The organism is Micromonospora sp. WMMC241, assembly GCF_027460165.1.
In the GTDB taxonomy this organism is placed as follows: Bacteria; Actinomycetota; Actinomycetes; order Mycobacteriales; family Micromonosporaceae; genus Micromonospora; species Micromonospora humi.
In genome coordinates this window covers 1,433,466-1,449,265 of the sequence record NZ_JAPZBF010000001.1, presented here as the reverse complement: position 1 = coordinate 1,449,265, position 15,800 = coordinate 1,433,466, and the positions used below count along the sequence as shown (strand labels likewise).

Genomic DNA, 15,800 nt, shown 5'->3' with positions numbered 1-15,800 from the left:
CGACGCCGTGGTGCCCAGTCCACACAGTTGCGGCTCGCTGCGCAAGTGGCGCACCGGGTGGAACGGAATTTACCGTGCCAGCAGCGTACGGGCACCCTGGGTAATGGCTTCCTCGGACACCAGAACATGATGGGCAGCCGGACCTAATGGTACAAAAGTGTCGAGAGCGGCCACCCGGCGCGCCGCACCGACGTAGCCGGTGTCGACGAGCGCGGCGAGCACGCCCTCGCCCACCCCGCCGGAGCGCCGCGTCTCGTCCACCACCAGCACCCGACCGGTCGCCGAGGCCTCCCGGATGAGGTCGGCCACCGGCAGCGGGGCGAGCCAGCGGAGGTCCACCACGCGGCTGCCGACGCCCTCCTCGGCCAGCGTGGCGGCCGCCCGCAGCGACATCCGCACCCCGTTACCGAAGGTGATGATGGTGAGGTCGTCTGCGGAACCGATCCCGTACACCCGGGCCCGGCCGATCGGCACGTGCCGGTCCGCCCACGCGCCCGGCTCGGCGTACTCGGCGAGCCACTCGCCGTCGCCCTCGGCGTAGAGGTCACGCGAGTGGTAGAGCGCGATCGGCTCCAGGAAGACCGACACCGTGCCGTCGACCCGGGCCGCCGCCAGGCAGGTACGCAGCATCGGCGCGGCGTCGTCCGGCCGGGCCGGCACGGCGATCACCAGCCCCGGCACGTCGCGCAGCACCGCCACCGAGTTGTCGTTGTGGAAGTGCCCGCCGAAGCCCTCCTGGTAGGCCAGGCCGGCCACCCGCACCACCATCGGGTTGCGGAACGCGCCCCGGGAGAAGAACCGCATGGTGGCCGCCTCGCCCCGGAGCTGGTCCTCGGCGTTGTGCAGGTAGGCCAGGTACTGGATCTCCGGCACCGGCAGCATGCCGGCCAACCCGGCGCCGAGCCCGAGACCGAGGATCGACGTCTCGTCGAGCAGCGTGTCGAACACCCGGGCCGCCCCGAACCGGTCCCGCAGGCCCTTCGTGACCCCGTACACTCCGCCCTTCGCGGCCACGTCCTCGCCGAACACGGCCATCTGCGGATGGTCGAGCATGCCGTCGGCCAGCGCCGCGTTGATGCTCTGCGCCAGCGTCAGCGGCCCGGTCAGCTCCGGTGGCTTGCCACCGAACGCCTCCGCCCGGCCACCGGCGCCGGGCCCGGCCGCGTGCGCCGCCGACTCGGCGACCGCCCGGGACACCCGCACCGGCCGGCGCGGCGCCAGCTCCGCCACCACCTCGACCGGGGACGCCAGCTTCGGCTCGTCGAGCACCTCCTCGGCGATCCGGCGCAGCTGCCAGCCCCGCTCGTCGTACCGGGCGAGCAGGTCCTCCCCGGCGGCGTAGCCGGCCTCGACCAGCCGGCGTGCGGTGACCAGCAGCGGGTCCCGCGCCAGGTCCGCGGCGATCTCCGCCGGGCTCCGGTACGCGGTCTCCGCGTCCGCCCCGGCGTGCCCCATCAGCCGGACCGTGCTCAGGTGGAGCACGGCGGGCCGGCGGTGCCGGCGCACCCAGGCCGCCGCCTCCGCCGCCACCCGGTGGGTCTCCACCACGTCGGTGCCGTCGGCGGCGAAGTAGCGGATGCCGGGCCGGGACCGCAGCGCGGTCGCCACCCACCCCTCGGGTGAGCGCACGCTGATGCCGAACCCGTTGTCCTCGCAGACGAACAGGACCGGGATCCGCAGGCCGGTGTGGTCGTACCAGCCGGCGGTGTTGAGCGCGGCGGTGGCCGTGGCGTGGTTGACCGAGGCGTCACCGAACGAGCAGACCACCACGGCGTCCGGCGGCCAGGCCGCCACCTCCGGGTCGCCGTCGGCGCGCGGGCCGCCCCGGCGCAGCCGCTCCAGGGCCAGCCCCAGCCCGACCGCCCGGGGCAGGTGCGAGGCGATCGTGGAGGTGGTCGGCACGACCGCGAGGTCGGCCCGGCCGAAGACCTTGTGCCGGCCGCCGGCGATCGGTTCCGCGGCGGAGGCGACCATGCCCCGCAGCACGTCACGCGCCGCCGCCGCGTAGGCGTCGTCGAGCGACGGCGACGGCAGATCGGGTACGCCGACGGTCGCGTCACCGTCCGCGTCCACTGTCACGCCCGCCCCCGCCGGCAGCCGCTCCGCCCCGCCCTCGTCGACGAGCGCAAGATCGGTCGCCGGATCGAGATCTTGGTACGGAACGGCCCCCATGGGGGCACTTTCGTACCAAGATCCCGACGCGTTCCGGTCTTCGGAACGCTCATCCCGAGCAGCGGAAGAGGCGGCGTCATCCGGGCCGACGGGTCCGCTCTCAGCGGCGTCCGGCGGGCCGGGCGCGTCGGCCGGGAGCGCGGCCGGCGAGTCGGCCGGTCGGGGTGCCGGCGGGTCGGCGGGGAGCGGGGCGGACGGGAAGGCGCCGGCGGCCTGGGCTGCGCGCAGGCAGTAGAACGCCCCGGACCGGTAGTGCAGCAGCGCCGGGTCGGTCGGTCGCAGCGCGGCGGCCAGCGCGGCGTTGCCCTCGTGGCCGGCCGAACCGATCGTGTAGTACCCCTCGCCGAAGCCGCGCAGCCAGCGCCCGGCCAGGTCGAGCAGCCGGCTGGTGAGCTGCGCGTCGAACAGGGCCAACGCCTGCGCCCCGGTCAACGACCCGCCGTCGGGCAGCGGTTCGCCGAGGTCGCGCCGCCGCTCCGGCGCGCCGAGCGCGGCCAGGTCGGCGCGGAGCCGGTCGTCGAGATCGTGCGGGGTGGTCACGTCGGACAGCATTACCGACTCGGGCCCGCCTCGCCCAGTCGGACACGTTCCGCCCGGCGTGGCTCAGATCTCCCCGCACGCCTCGGGGCACCCGCCGTCGGACACCTTCCAGACCAGCTCGTGCAGCGTGGCCAGCTCGGTGGCGCCCAGGCCGGCGAGCAGTCGGGAGTCCGACATCACCTCTCGCACCCGCTCGCGCACCTGCCGGCCGCGCGCGGTGACCACCAGCGTCTTCTGCCGCCGGTCGGTCGGGTCGGTCCGCCGTTCCACCAGGCCGGCCTGCTCCAGCTTGTCGGCCAGGCCGGTCACGTTGGACCGGTCACAGCCGAGCTGCTCGGCCAGGTCACGGGCGGGAAGCGGGTGGTCGGGGTCCAGCTCGTGCAGCGCACGGGCGGCTGCCGGGGTGAGCCCCAGCTCGGCGATCGCCTCGTCCTGGTGGTGGCGCAGCGCGGCGGCGACGTGCAGGAGCCGACGCACGGTGTCCCCGGCCAGCGCGGCCCGGTCGTCCGTCCCATCGGTGGATGACGCCATGCCCACGATCATACGTGACGCAGCAACAATTGATGTGGTCCATTATGCCGCCCGGGTACCGACGGGAGTCCCCGGCGAGCGCACCGGTCGGACCGCGCGACGGCCGGCGAACGCGCCGGTGACCAGCAGCGCGGCGACGGCGAGCGCCGGGGGCAGGGCGAGCCCGAGCCCGTCCTCGCCGGCGGCCGTCAGGCTCAGGTGCAGGCCACCGACCACGGCCACGCCCAGGACGGCGGCGAGCAGGGTGCCGGTGGAGACGGCCGCGGAGAGGGCGGTCGCCGCGCTCGCCGGGACGACGGCGGTGAGCCGGGTGACCAGCGGGCTGAACGCGGCCGCGTGCGCCGCGCCGCCGAGCAGCAACAGCATGCCGCCGGCCAGCCATGGCCAGCTCCGGGCGGACAGCGCGGCGAGACCCACGATCACCACGGCCAGCACCAGCGGGCCGACCACCGGCAGGACCGTCCGGGCCGCTCCCGGAAGTCGGGCCACCGCCAGGCCGCACAGGGCGAAACCCGTGGCGTACGGGAGGAAGGCCAACCCTGCGGCGAGCGCGGCGAGACCGAGCGCGTCCTGCGCCCGCAGGGTGAACACGAAGAGGAAGCCGGCGTAGCAGCCCATGACCACGCAGCAGGCGAGCAACCCGGCCGGCACACCCGGATGCCGCAGCACGGCCACGTCGAGCAGCGGGGCCTCGTGCCGCCGGGCCCGGCGGGACTCGTACCTGAGGAAGAGCCGCAGCCCGACGGCGCCGGCGGCGACCGCGGTGACGCGGACCCACCCGGCGGTCCCGAGGACCAGGGGCAGCACGAGGGTGAGCATCGCCGCCGCCAGCAGCGCCGCGCCGGGCAGGTCGAGCGGCTCCCGCCGAGCCGGCGGGGCCGGCGATCCGGCCAGCACCCGCCGGCCGACGACCTGGAGGATCACCCCGACCGGCACGTTCACCAGGAACGCCAGCCGCCAGGTGAGACCGCCGAGGTCGAGCGTCACCAACAGCCCGCCGAGGACCTGCCCGGCGGCCACGCCGAGCGCGAGCACCATCGAGTACGCGCCGACCGCCCGGGCTCGGGCGGCGTCCGGCAGCGCGGTCCGGATCAGCGCGAGCACCTGCGGCACCATGAGCGCGCCGGCCGCGCCCTGCGCCACCCGGGCGAGCACCAGCGTGACCGGCGTCGGGGCCGCCCCGCAGGCCAGCGAGGCGAGCGTGAAGCCGGCCAGGCCGACCAGGAACACCCGGGAGCCGCCGTGGCGGGCGCCGAGCCGGGCGCCGACCACCACCAGCACGGCGAAGGTGAGCGTGTAGCCGGCGAGCACGAGCTGCTGGACCGCGGCGGGACCGCCCAGATCGGCGCGGATCGCGGGCGCGGCCACCGCCGTGATCGAGCTGTCCATCGAGGCCATCGCCTGCCCGGTGAGCAGGACGACGAGCAGGGCGCCGGGACGCCGGTGCGATGCGGTCACCCGGGCACCCTGCCGCCCGCACGGGCGGCGGGTCTTGTCGATCCTTGCGGGCCGCGCCGCGTGGCCGTGGCGGCCTACGCTGGCCCGGTGCGCACCACCAGGCGGCTGCTGGCCCACCCGGACTTCCAGGTCGGCGTGGTGCGCTGCCGGGACGACCACACCGGCTGGTCCGCGCCGGAGCCGGCCACCGCGTACGGCCTGGTGCTGGCCCGGCGCGGCGCCTTCCGGCGGGTCGGGCGCGACGGCGACGCCTGGGTCGGGTCGACGGTCGCCTACCTGACCGTGCCCGGCGAGGAGGAGCGGTTCGCCCACCCGGCGGGCGGCGACGAGTGCACCTCGGTGCACGTGTCGGAGCGGCTGTGGCGGGAGCTGTTCGACGACCGGCCGGTCCCCGGGACGCTGCACGTGGACGGCCGGCTCGACCTCGCCCACCGGCTGCTGCTGCGCGACGTCGACGATCCCGACCACGCCGCGGCCGAGCGGTTGGTGCGGCTGCTCGGCCGGGCCACCGCACCGGCGGCGGTCGGAGCCGGTCCGGGCCGGCTGCTGGTCGAGCGGGCGCGGGCGGCGCTGCACGACGACGCACCGGAGGCCGCCGGGCTGCTTCCGCTGGCCCGGGCGCTGCGGGTGTCGCCCTACCGGCTCAGCCGGGAGTTCCAGGCCCGGGTCGGGGTGCCGCTGACCCGCTACCGCAACCACCTGCGCGTGGTCCGGGTGCTGGACCGGATCGAGCAGGGCGGCGTCCGCCTGGCCGACCTCGCCGGCGAGCTGGGCTTCGCCGACCAGGCGCACCTGACCCGCACCGTCCGCGCGCACCTCGGCCACACCCCCGGCCAGCTGCGCAGGCTGCTCGGCTGCCGAAGCTGCTTCATCCGCCGATCGCCGCTCCGGCTCAGCCGGCGAGGAACGAGAAGCGGACCTGGCGCTCCGGGTTGTCGCCGTTCGGGTCGACCAGGCAGATCGACTGCCACGTGCCGAGTTGGAGCCGCCCGCCGAGCACCGGCAGCGTGGCGTACGGCGGCACGAAGGCCGGCAGCACGTGGTCACGGCCGTGCCCGGGCGAGCCGTGCCGGTGCCGCCAGCGGTCGTCGGTGGGGAGCAGGTCGTCGAGCGCCCGGAGCAGGTCGTCGTCCGAGCCGGCGCCGGTTTCGATGATCGCCAGCCCGGCGGTGGCGTGCGGGACGAACACGTGCAGCAGCCCGTCGCCGGCCCCGGCGACGAACCGCTCGGCCTCGGCCGTGATGTCCCGGACGGTGGGCCGGGAACCGGTCCGGACGCTGATCACCTCACTGCGCATACGGCGCATTCTGCCGCAGCGGCTCAGCTCCCGCTCCCGCCGCCGCAGTCCCCGCCACCACCACCGCCGTCCCCCGAGCCGTAGTCGGGCATCTCGCCGCCACCGGTCTCCGGGCCCGGCGTATGCGGGAGGACGCCGGCCCCACCGGCCGCCTCCCGGTAGCCGGCGCCGAACCGACGCCGGTGGCGGATCTCGTCCACGCCGCCGAGGACCAGCATCACGCCGACGCCGAGGCCGAACACCCAGCCGGGCCCCCACTCCGGGGTGCGCGCGATCTCCCGCGCCAGCCCGACCGCCGAGCCCGCCGCGACCAGCGCGCCCACCCCCACCAGCACACCGCCCACCCGAACCATGCCGGCAGGGTAGGCGGGGGCCGCCACCCACCGGCTCGGACCGCGCGGCCGGCGGTCGCACAAAGTTACCGGCGGGTACCTGTGTTCAGCGTCGCGTCTGGGGGAGCCAGACGTGACGACGAGCGCCACCAGGGGGCAGGATGGCGCTAGAGACCTATCCCACACAGAACCGAGGGAACGCCTGTGGCTACGGAACGCAAGCGCCCGGTGATCACCGCTGGTCTGCCGAGCCAGCTTCCGGACATCGACCCTGAAGAGACCAGCGAATGGGTCGAGTCGCTCGACGGTGTCATCGACGAGCGCGGAACCAAGCGCGCCCGGTACGTCATGCTTCGCCTGCTGGAGCGGGCCCGTGAGCGCCAGGTCGGGGTGCCGTCCCTGACCACCACCGACTACATCAACACCATTCCGCCGGAGCGGGAGCCGTGGTTCCCGGGCGACGAGCACATCGAGCGGCGGCTGCGGGCGTACATCCGGTGGAACGCCGCCATGCTGGTGCACCGGGCGCAGCGCCCGGAGATCGGCGTGGGCGGCCACATCTCCACGTTCGCCAGCTCCGCGTCGCTCTACGAGGTGGGCTTCAACCACTTCTTCCGGGGCAAGGAGCACCCGGGCGGCGGGGACCACATCTACTACCAGGGTCACGCCTCCCCCGGCATGTACGCGCGGGCCTTCCTGGAGGGCCGGCTCAGCGCCGACCAGCTCGACGGGTTCCGGCAGGAGCTGTCGCACCGCGCCGGCTCGCTGCCCTCCTACCCGCACCCGCGGCTGATGCCCGACTTCTGGGAGTTCCCCACCGTCTCCATGGGCCTCGGCCCGTTGAACGCCATCTACCAGGCGCGGTTCAACCGCTACCTGCACCACCGTGGCATCAAGGACACCTCCCAGCAGCACGTCTGGGCGTTCCTCGGCGACGGTGAGATGGACGAGGTCGAGTCGCTCGGCGCGATCGGCGTGGCCGCGCGCGAGGAGCTGGACAACCTCACCTTCGTGATCAACTGCAACCTGCAGCGGCTGGACGGGCCGGTCCGCGGCAACGGCAAGGTCATGCAGGAGCTGGAGGCGTTCTTCCGGGGGGCCGGCTGGAACGTCATCAAGGTGGTCTGGGGCCGCGAGTGGGACCCGCTGCTCGCCGCGGACACCGACGGCGCGCTGGTCAACCTGATGAACACCACGCCCGACGGTGACTACCAGACCTACAAGGCGGAGTCCGGCGCGTACGTCCGGGAGCACTTCTTCGGCCGCGACCCGCGCACCCGCAGGATGGTCGAGCACCTCTCCGACGACGAGATCTGGAACCTCAAGCGGGGCGGTCACGACTACCGCAAGCTCTACGCGGCCTACAAGGCGGCCACGGAGCACACCGGTCAGCCGACGGTCATCCTCGCCAAGACCATCAAGGGCTGGACGCTGGGCTCGCACTTCGAGGGCCGCAACGCCACGCACCAGATGAAGAAGCTGACGCTCGACGATTTGAAGCTGTTCCGCGACCGGCTCTACCTCGACATCCCGGACAAGCAGCTGGAGGAGAACCCCTACCTCCCGCCGTACTACACGCCGGACGAGAAGTCGGACGAGATGGAATACCTGCGCGAGCGGCGCCGTCAGCTCGGCGGCTTCCTCCCGTCGCGCAACACCGCGCCCAAGAAGCTGGCCATCCCGGGCAGCGAGCGGTTCGCCGACGTCAAGCGCGGGTCCGGCAAGCAGAAGGTGGCCACCACGATGGCCTTCGTCCGCCTGCTCAAGGACGTGATGAAGGACAAGGAGTTCGGCAAGCGCTGGGTGCCGATCATCCCGGACGAGGCCCGCACCTTCGGCATGGACTCGCTCTTCCCGACCCAGAAGATCTACTCGCCGCACGGCCAGCGCTACACCTCGGTCGACCGGGAGCTGTTCCTGTCGTACAAGGAGTCGACGACCGGGCAGATCCTGCACGAGGGGATCAACGAGGCCGGCTCGGTCGCCTCGTTCACCGCCGCCGGCACCTCGTACGCCACGCACGGCGAGCCGATGATCCCGATGTACATCTTCTACTCGATGTTCGGGTTCCAGCGCACCGGCGACGGGTTCTGGGCGGCGGCCGACCAGATGGCGCGCGGCTTCGTGCTCGGCGCCACCGCCGGCCGGACCACGCTCAACGGCGAGGGCCTCCAGCACGAGGACGGGCACTCGCTGCTGCTCGCCGCCACCAACCCGGCGGTGGTCGCGTACGACGCCGCGTTCGCGTTCGAGCTGGCGCACATCCTGGAGAACGGCCTGCACCGGATGTACGGCGAGGCGCAGGAGAACGTCTTCTACTACCTCACCGTCTACAACGAGCCGATCTTCCAGCCGGCCGAGCCGGAGGGCGTGGACGCCGAGGGCATCGTCAAGGGCATCTACCGCTACTCCCCGGCGCCGCAGGTCGACGGCGACGCGCCGAAGGCGAACATCCTCGCCTCCGGCACCGGCATGCAGTGGGCGCTCAAGGCGCAGCAGTTGCTCGCCGAGGACTGGGGCGTGGCCGCCGACGTGTGGTCGGTGACGTCCTGGACCGAGCTGCGCCGCGACGCGGTGGAGTGCGAGGAGCACAACCTGCTCAACCCGGGCGAGGAGCAGCGGCTGCCGTACGTCCAGCGGAAGCTGGCCGACGCCGAGGGTCCGAAGGTCGCGGTCAGCGACTGGATGCGCGCGGTGCCGGACCTGATCGCCCGCTGGGTGCCGGGTGACTACACCTCGCTGGGCACCGACGGTTTCGGCATGTCGGACACCCGGCACGCGCTGCGGCGCCACTTCCACGTGGACGCCGAGTCGGTGGCGGTGGCCACGCTGCGGCAGCTCGCCATGCGCGGCACCGTGCCGGCCCACGTGCCGGCGGACGCCGCCCGCAAGTACGCGCTGGACGACGTGAACGCCGCCCCGGTGGGCGAGACCGGCGGCGACAGCTGAGAGTGAAAGGAAGGGCCCCTTCTTAACGCCTCCGGCAGAGAAGGGGCCCTTTCTCACACCCCACCGAAGCGACGATGGTCCGGCATCCCTGGCGGGGACGCCGGACCATCACCATCGCGGGCGACGCCGGGACTGGGCTCGGTCAGCCGACGGCGGCCAGGTCGGTCAGCCGGGCCAGCGAGTCCTCCAGGTCGGCGCCGACCCGGCGCAGGCCGAGCCGCAGCATGGCGGCCTTGACCGGCCCGGCGGGCCACCGCACCACGATCAGCCGGACGACGGTGCCGCCGGCCTCCTCGTCCGCGGTCAGCTGGACGTAGATCTCGGTGCGCGCCTCGGCCCGGGCGCCGGCGCCCTTGGCCCGTTCGCGCCAGCCGATCAGGGTCGGTTCCTGATAGGCGATCACTTCGGCCTCGTGGGCGGCGCCGCGCCCGGCCTGCACCAGCTGCCGCCGGCCGAACCCTTCCCCGGAGAGGACCTCGGCCGCGCGGACACCCGCCAGCCAGGCCGGCAGTTGCTCGGCCCGCTGCACGACGTCCCAGACCACTTCTACAGGCGCCACCACGTGTGCGCTACGTTCCACGAGGATCATGAGCGTCTTTCCCCCACTTAAATCACATCCGCGATATTTGGCACTCTATGTGTAAATCGGACTTAAGCGGACGGGATCGGAAAAGACACGCCGAAAACCCTTGTGCCACCCGCCGTCCCGGCCTATGGCGCGCCGGCCACCCGCGCCCTAGAGTCGCGAACACGCTTCATGTCCTGGGAGGGCGAATTGACGACCGTGCCGATCCCCGACTTCCCCGCCGGCTTCCGGTGGGGGGTGTCCACCTCCGCGTACCAGATCGAGGGAGCGACAGGCGTCGACGGCCGCGGTCCGTCCATCTGGGACACGTTCGCCCACGAGCCGGGCCGGATCGTCGACGGCAGCACCGGTGACGAGGCGTGCGACCACCACCACCGGTACGCCGAGGACATCTCGCTGCTGGCCGGCCTGGGCGTGTCCGCGTACCGGTTCTCGATCGCCTGGCCGCGCGTGCAGCCCACCGGCACCGGCCCGGCGAACGCCGCCGGGCTGGACTTCTACGACCGGTTGGTGGACGGCCTGCTCGCCGCCGGCGTCGACCCGGTCGCCACGCTCTTCCACTGGGACCTGCCCCAGGCGCTGGAGGACGCCGGCGGCTGGCTGAACCGGGACACCGCCGCCCGCTTCGCCGAGTACGCCGACCTGACCGCCGCCCGCCTCGGCGACCGGGTGAAGCTCTGGATCACGCTCAACGAGCCGTTCATCCACATGACCCTGGGCTACGGCATCGGCACCCACGCGCCCGGTCGGATGCTGCTCTTCGACTCCTTCCCGGTCGCCCACCACCAGCTCCTCGGGCACGGCCTCGCGGTCGCCGCGCTGCGCGCCCGCACCACGAGCCCGGTGGCGATCGCCAACAACTACTCACCGGTGCGGCGGGTCGGGGACACCGACGCCGACCGGGCCGCCGCCGAGGCGTACGACGCGCTGCACAACCAGCTCTTCACCGACCCGCTGCTCGGCCGCGGCTATCCCGACGCGCCGGGCCTCGACCGGGCCGTGGTCCGCGACGGGGACCTCGACGTCATCGCCGCGCCGATCGACGTGCTCGGGGTGAACTACTACAACCCGACCGGCATCCGGGCGCCGGAGGAGGGCTCGCCGCTGCCGTTCGAGATGGTGCCGCTGGACGGCTACCCGCGCACCGCGTTCGACTGGCCGGTGGCCCCGGACGGGCTGCGCGAGCTGCTGCTCCACCTCCACGAGCGCTACGGCGACGCGCTGCCGCCGATCCAGGTCACCGAGAGCGGCTGCGCCTACGACGACGCGCCGGACGCTGACGGCCGGGTGGACGACCCGGAGCGGATCGCGTACCTCGACGGACACGTGCGCGCGGTCCACGAGGCGATCACCGCGGGCGTGCCGGTGACCGGGTACTTCGTCTGGTCGCTGCTGGACAACTGGGAGTGGGCGGAGGGGTTCACCAAGCGGTTCGGCCTGGTGCACGTCGACTACCCGACCCAGCGGCGTACCCCGAAGTCCTCGTACGCCTGGTTCCGGGACCTGATCCGGCGATGACCACGGTGAACCCGACGCCGGCCTCACTGCCGGCGGCGCTCGCCGAACCGACAGTGCCGGTGCGGCGGAGCTGGATCGCGCTGATCTTCGCGGCCAATCTGGGCGTCTGGATGGCGTTCTTCACCCCGATCCAGGTGCTGCTGCCGCAGCAGATCGAGCGCATCGCGCCGGGCGACAAGGAGGCCATGCTGGCGGTGGTGACCGGCCTCGGCGCGCTCGCCGCGGTGCTGGCCAACCCGCTGGCGGGCGCGCTGTCGGACCGTACCTCGCTGCGGTTGGCCAACCGGCACTTCGGCCGCCGGCACGTCTGGACCGCGACCGGCGCGGTGGTCGGCGCGGCGGCCCTGGTGCTGCTGGCCCGGCAGAACAGCATCGCCGGGGTGGCGGTCGCCTGGGTGGCCGCGCAGGTCTGCTTCAACGCGATGCTGGCCAGCCTCACCGCCGCGATCCCGGACCGGGTGCCGGTGGCCCAGCGCGGCGGCGTCTCCGGCTGGGTGGGCATCCCGCAGGCGCTCGGCCTGGTGCTCGGCGCGGTGCTGGTCACCGCCGTGGTCACCGGCAACGCCGCCGGGTACGCCGCGATCGCGCTCGCCGTGCTGCTGCTGTCGCTGCCGTTCGCGCTGCTCACCCAGGACGACCCGCTGCCCCGGGAGCACCGGTCGCCGCTGCGGACGCGCGCGCTGTTCGCCTCGATGTGGATCAGCCCGCGCCGCCATCCCGACTTCGCCTGGGCCTGGTTCACCCGGTTCCTGGTGCAGCTGGGCAACGCGCTCGGCACGCTCTACCTGCTCTACTTCCTCACCGACGGGGTGCGGGTGGCCGACCCCGAGGGCTCGCTGCTGGTGCTGATCCTGCTCTACACGCTGGGCATGATGCTCACCGCAGTGGTCGCCGGGCGGCTCTCCGACCGGTCCGGTCGGCGCAAGGTGTTCGTGATCGTGTCCGGGCTGATCATGGCGGTGGCGGCGACGCTGCTCGCGGTCGCCCCGGTCTGGTCGATGGCGGTCGTCGCCGCGCTGCTGCTCGGCGCCGGCTACGGGGTCTACCTGGCGGTGGACGCCGCGTTGATCACCCAGGTGCTGCCCGCCGCCACCGACCGGGCCAAGGACCTCGGGGTGATCAACATCGCGAACTCCGCTCCGCAGGTGCTCGGGCCGGCGCTCTCCGCCCCGATCGTGGTCCACCTGGGCGGCTATCCCACGCTCTACGCGGTCACCGCAGCCGTCACCCTGGTCGGCAGCGCCCTGGTCGTGAAGATCAAGGCGGTGCCCTGACCGGCCCCCTGCCGGAAAGCGGTCGCGGCCCGCCGTAGGCTGGGGGACGTGACGGTACGTGTACGCTTCGCCCCCTCCCCGACCGGAATGTTCCACGTCGGCGGCGCCCGCTCGGCGCTGCAGAACTGGATCTTCGCCAAGCAGCAGGGCGGGGTGTTCGTGCTCCGCGTCGAGGACACCGACGCGGCCCGCAACCGGCCCGAGTGGACCGAGGGCATCCTCTCCGCGCTCGACTGGATCGGCATCGCGCGCGGCAGCTACGAGGGCCCCTACTTCCAGTCCTCCTACGCGGGCGAGCACCGCGCCGCCGCGCAGCGGCTCCACGAGGGCGGCCGGGCCTACTACTGCGACTGCACCCGCGAGGACGTGCAGGCGCGCACCGGCTCGCAGCACCGCGGCTACGACGGCTTCTGCCGCGACCGCGGCCTGCCCGCCGGCGAGGGTCGGGCGCTGCGCTTCCGCACCCCGGACGAGGGCGAGACCGTGGTGGTCGACCTGATCCGGGGCGAGCCGACGTTCGAGAACAAGCTGATCGAGGACTTCGTCATCGCACGCGGCGACGGCTCACCGGTCTTCCTGCTCGCCAACGTGGTCGACGACATGACGATGGGGATCACCCACGTGATCCGGGCCGAGGAGCACCTGCCCAACACCCCGAAGCAGCAGCTCCTCTGGGACGCGCTCGGGGTCAAGCCGCCGATCTGGGCGCACGTGCCGGTGGTCGTGAACGAGAAGCGGCAGAAGCTGTCCAAGCGGCGCGACAAGGTCGCCCTGGAGGCGTACCGGGACGAGGGCTACCTCGCCGACGCGATGCGCAACTACCTGATGCTGCTCGGCTGGGCCCCGTCGGGCGACCGGGAGATCGTGCCCTGGTCGGTGATCGAGGACGAGTTCCGGCTCGACGAGGTCAACCCCTCCCCCGCCTTCTTCGACGAGAAGAAGCTGCGCGCCTTCAACGGGGAGTACATCCGGGCCCTGCCGGTCGAGGACTTCGTCGCCGCGTGCCAGCCGTGGCTCACCGGCACCGACACCATCGCCCCGCCGCCCTGGCAGCCGGCCGAGTTCGACCCGGCCGCGTTCGCCGCGGTCGCCCCGCTGGCGCAGACCCGACTCGCGGTGCTCAGCGAGATCGTGCCGAACGTCGACTTCCTCTTCCTGGCCGACCCGCTGATCGACGAGGCGGCCTGGGCGAAGGCGATGAAGGAGGGCGCGGCCGAGCTGCTGGACGCGGCGATCGCCGCGTTCGAGTCGCTGGAGTCGTGGGACGCCGAGTCGCTGAAGGCCACCCTGGAGGCGGTCGGCGCGGAGCGCGGGCTCAAGCTGGGCAAGGCACAGGCGCCGGTCCGGGTCGCGGTCACCGGCCGCACCGTCGGGCTGCCGCTGTTCGAGTCGCTCGAGGTGCTCGGCCGCGACCGCACGCTGACCCGGCTGCGCGCCGCCCGGGTCCGCCTGGTCTGAGCCCGGCCGCGCCTCTCGCGGCTCCTCCCGGCCTCTCGCGGTTTCGCGGTGCGGCCCGTCGTGCGGCGTTTCGGGGTGGCCGCACTCTCCGCCTGCACTCAGCGTGACGTCGGTCGGGAACAACGCGCTGAAAAGCGGTATACCTCTCCGTCATAAATATGACGGAGAGGTATACCGCGTAAAAGCGTTCCCCCTGCCTGTCGGCGACAGGCCGGTGAACGAGCCGGTCAGCCGCGACCGGCGCGGCGGCGCAACAGCAGGCCGCCGCCGAGCGCGGCCAGCACCACCACCGCACCGGCCGCCCACAGCCACCCCGTACCCCCGTCGTCGTCCGCGGCGGCGGCCGGGGTCGGACTGGCGGGCGCGGCGCTGGTCGGTGCCGCCGTGGGGGTGGGCGTGGCGCCGGTGGGGGTCGCGCTCGCCGACGGCGCCTCCGCCGGCGTGCCGGTGGTGAGCGTGAACCGGATCTCGCCCTTGATCGCGTGGCCGTCGTCGGACGCGAGCTGGTACGCCACGATGTAGAGCCCGGCCGCACCCGGCGTGAACGGCACGCTCACCCGCTTGCCGGAGAACGTCGGGGCGCCGCCCGTGGCGGCCACGTTGTCCGGCCCGGTGACGGTCACCTTCGTCGTGGCCTCCTTCGGCGTGGCGAGGAAGCGCAGCTCGATCCGCTTCGGCGCGGTGGACACCCGGGCGCCGTTCTTCGGATCGCTGCCCGTCAACGAGTTGTGCGCGGCAGCCGGCGCGGCCGGCGACAGCAGCGACACCCCGGCCGCCACCCCGAGCACCACCAGCCAGGCCCGCGCCGTGCGGGCAGCCCTGCCCCCCATGAACCCCTCCGTCCGGGTAAGATCCGGCCGCTGATCTTCGGCCGCTCATGTTGGTCGGTCTCAGCTCGCAGATAGTTCCAATTACTCTTCCACCTGCTGCAACCGCGCGACGTTCTGCGGAGTCTTTCAGGTGGGTGGGTCCAGTGTGACCGGCAGCGGAAGCCAGCCATCGAACGGGGCGAGGAGGCGGCGATGGTCCGGAAGGTGAGACGGCTGCTGACGGTCGTGGCCGGGGCGGCGGTGGCGCTCGCGTGCTCGCTCGCGCTCACCGGCACGACGGCCGCACTGGCCGCGCCGAAACCGAAGCTCGCCCCGCCCGGGGTGGACATCACCGGCGACCGGCTCGACCAGCCGCTGCAACTGCGGGGCGACACCCGGCCGGCCGAGGTCAACATGGTCATCGACCAGGTCAAGTGGCTGGGGACGACCGGCCAGCTACGCGGCCCCGCCGCCAAGGACCTCGGTCCGAAGTACACGGTGGTCGTCCTCGTGGCCGGCACCGCGAAGAACACGTACGACCTGTTTCCGCTGGCCAAGGGCGGCCCCCGGGTCTACCGGCCGGCCAAGCAGCCGGACCTGAGCCACCCTCGGGCCGGCTGGTTCCTCGGCCGCCTCAACATGTCCGAGACGCTGCGCGCGGTCGGGGTGCCGCTGGCGCCCCAGTTCGACACGCTCTCCGGCGGCATCGGCGGCGGCGAGCGGGTCCTGCCGGAGGACGCGCTCGACCCGAAGGGCAACCTCGACACCGCGCTCGCCGAGCTCCAGCGGCTGCTGCTGCTCAACATCGGCGTGGTGCTCGTCATCACCGTGGGGCTGGCCGGCATCTCGCTGCTGGTGCGCCGCCGTACCCGCTGA

The 15,800-nt window shown here is 73.4% G+C and carries 12 protein-coding genes and 1 pseudogene; 6 read left to right on the top strand and 7 right to left on the bottom strand.

All coding sequences use genetic code 11. The features are described from left to right. Nucleotides 1-69: 69 nt before the first annotated feature. The 3 genes from O7598_RS07025 to O7598_RS07015 form a co-directional block, all read right to left on the bottom strand. Nucleotides 70-2,553 (bottom strand): thiamine pyrophosphate-dependent enzyme, encoded by a 2,484-nt coding sequence (locus O7598_RS07025; protein ID WP_442929919.1) that lies wholly within the window; start codon nt 2,551-2,553, stop codon nt 70-72. A 222-nt stretch (nt 2,554-2,775) separates the two neighbouring features. Further along, a complete protein-coding gene (locus O7598_RS07020; RefSeq protein ID WP_269690542.1) occupies nt 2,776-3,243 on the bottom strand; it encodes a MarR family winged helix-turn-helix transcriptional regulator in 468 nt (155 codons plus the stop codon). A gap of 42 nt (nt 3,244-3,285) precedes the next feature. Beyond that, nucleotides 3,286-4,701 carry an MFS transporter gene (locus O7598_RS07015; protein WP_269690541.1) on the bottom strand — a complete coding sequence of 472 codons (1,416 nt, stop codon included), beginning with the start codon at nt 4,699-4,701 and terminating at the stop codon, nt 3,286-3,288. Here O7598_RS07015 and O7598_RS07010 point away from each other — a divergent pair. After that, nucleotides 4,687-5,535: pseudogene (locus tag O7598_RS07010) on the top strand (helix-turn-helix domain-containing protein); the annotation flags it as partial. The gene O7598_RS07015 and the pseudogene O7598_RS07010 sit on opposite strands and share 15 nt — an antisense overlap. Nucleotides 5,536-5,593: 58 nt before the next feature. On the opposite strand, the gene O7598_RS07005 reads toward O7598_RS07010, so the two are convergent. Together O7598_RS07005 and O7598_RS07000 are read right to left on the bottom strand one after the other, a co-directional pair. Further along, entirely contained in the window at nt 5,594-5,998 is a 405-nt protein-coding gene (locus tag O7598_RS07005) for a YjbQ family protein (RefSeq protein WP_269690540.1), read from the bottom strand. A 23-nt stretch (nt 5,999-6,021) separates the two neighbouring features. Beyond that, nucleotides 6,022-6,351, bottom strand: a complete 330-nt coding sequence (locus O7598_RS07000) for a hypothetical protein (RefSeq protein WP_269690539.1) — start codon at nt 6,349-6,351, stop codon at nt 6,022-6,024. A gap of 183 nt (nt 6,352-6,534) precedes the next feature. Between O7598_RS07000 and aceE the strand changes: the two genes are divergently transcribed. Continuing rightward, nucleotides 6,535-9,279 (top strand): pyruvate dehydrogenase (acetyl-transferring), homodimeric type, encoded by a 2,745-nt coding sequence (gene aceE / locus O7598_RS06995; protein ID WP_332367365.1) that lies wholly within the window; start codon nt 6,535-6,537, stop codon nt 9,277-9,279. A 142-nt stretch (nt 9,280-9,421) separates the two neighbouring features. On the opposite strand, the gene O7598_RS06990 is transcribed toward aceE, so the two are convergent. Beyond that, nucleotides 9,422-9,868: an SRPBCC family protein gene (locus O7598_RS06990; protein ID WP_091058936.1), complete on the bottom strand. Its 447-nt coding sequence runs from the start codon at nt 9,866-9,868 to the stop codon at nt 9,422-9,424. A 168-nt stretch (nt 9,869-10,036) separates the two neighbouring features. On the opposite strand from O7598_RS06990, the gene O7598_RS06985 reads away from it, so the two are divergent. From O7598_RS06985 to gltX, 3 genes are read left to right on the top strand one after another with little or no spacing between them, the layout of a single operon-like run. Continuing rightward, entirely contained in the window at nt 10,037-11,383 is a 1,347-nt protein-coding gene (locus O7598_RS06985) for a GH1 family beta-glucosidase (protein WP_269690538.1), read from the top strand. After that, entirely contained in the window at nt 11,380-12,657 is a 1,278-nt protein-coding gene (locus O7598_RS06980; protein WP_269690537.1) for an MFS transporter, read from the top strand. Before O7598_RS06985 ends, O7598_RS06980 begins: the two co-directional genes overlap by 4 nt. 48 nt (nt 12,658-12,705) lie before the next feature. Continuing rightward, nucleotides 12,706-14,115, top strand: a complete 1,410-nt coding sequence (gene gltX, locus O7598_RS06975) for a glutamate--tRNA ligase (RefSeq protein ID WP_269690536.1) — start codon at nt 12,706-12,708, stop codon at nt 14,113-14,115. A gap of 227 nt (nt 14,116-14,342) precedes the next feature. Here the strand turns inward: gltX and O7598_RS06970 are convergent, their stop codons facing one another. Further along, entirely contained in the window at nt 14,343-14,945 is a 603-nt protein-coding gene (locus tag O7598_RS06970; RefSeq protein WP_269690535.1) for a copper resistance CopC family protein, read from the bottom strand. Nucleotides 14,946-15,137: 192 nt separating this feature from the next. Between O7598_RS06970 and O7598_RS06965 the strand changes: the two genes are divergently transcribed. Continuing rightward, nucleotides 15,138-15,800, top strand: coding sequence for a hypothetical protein (locus O7598_RS06965; RefSeq protein WP_269690534.1), 663 nt, complete (start codon nt 15,138-15,140; stop codon nt 15,798-15,800).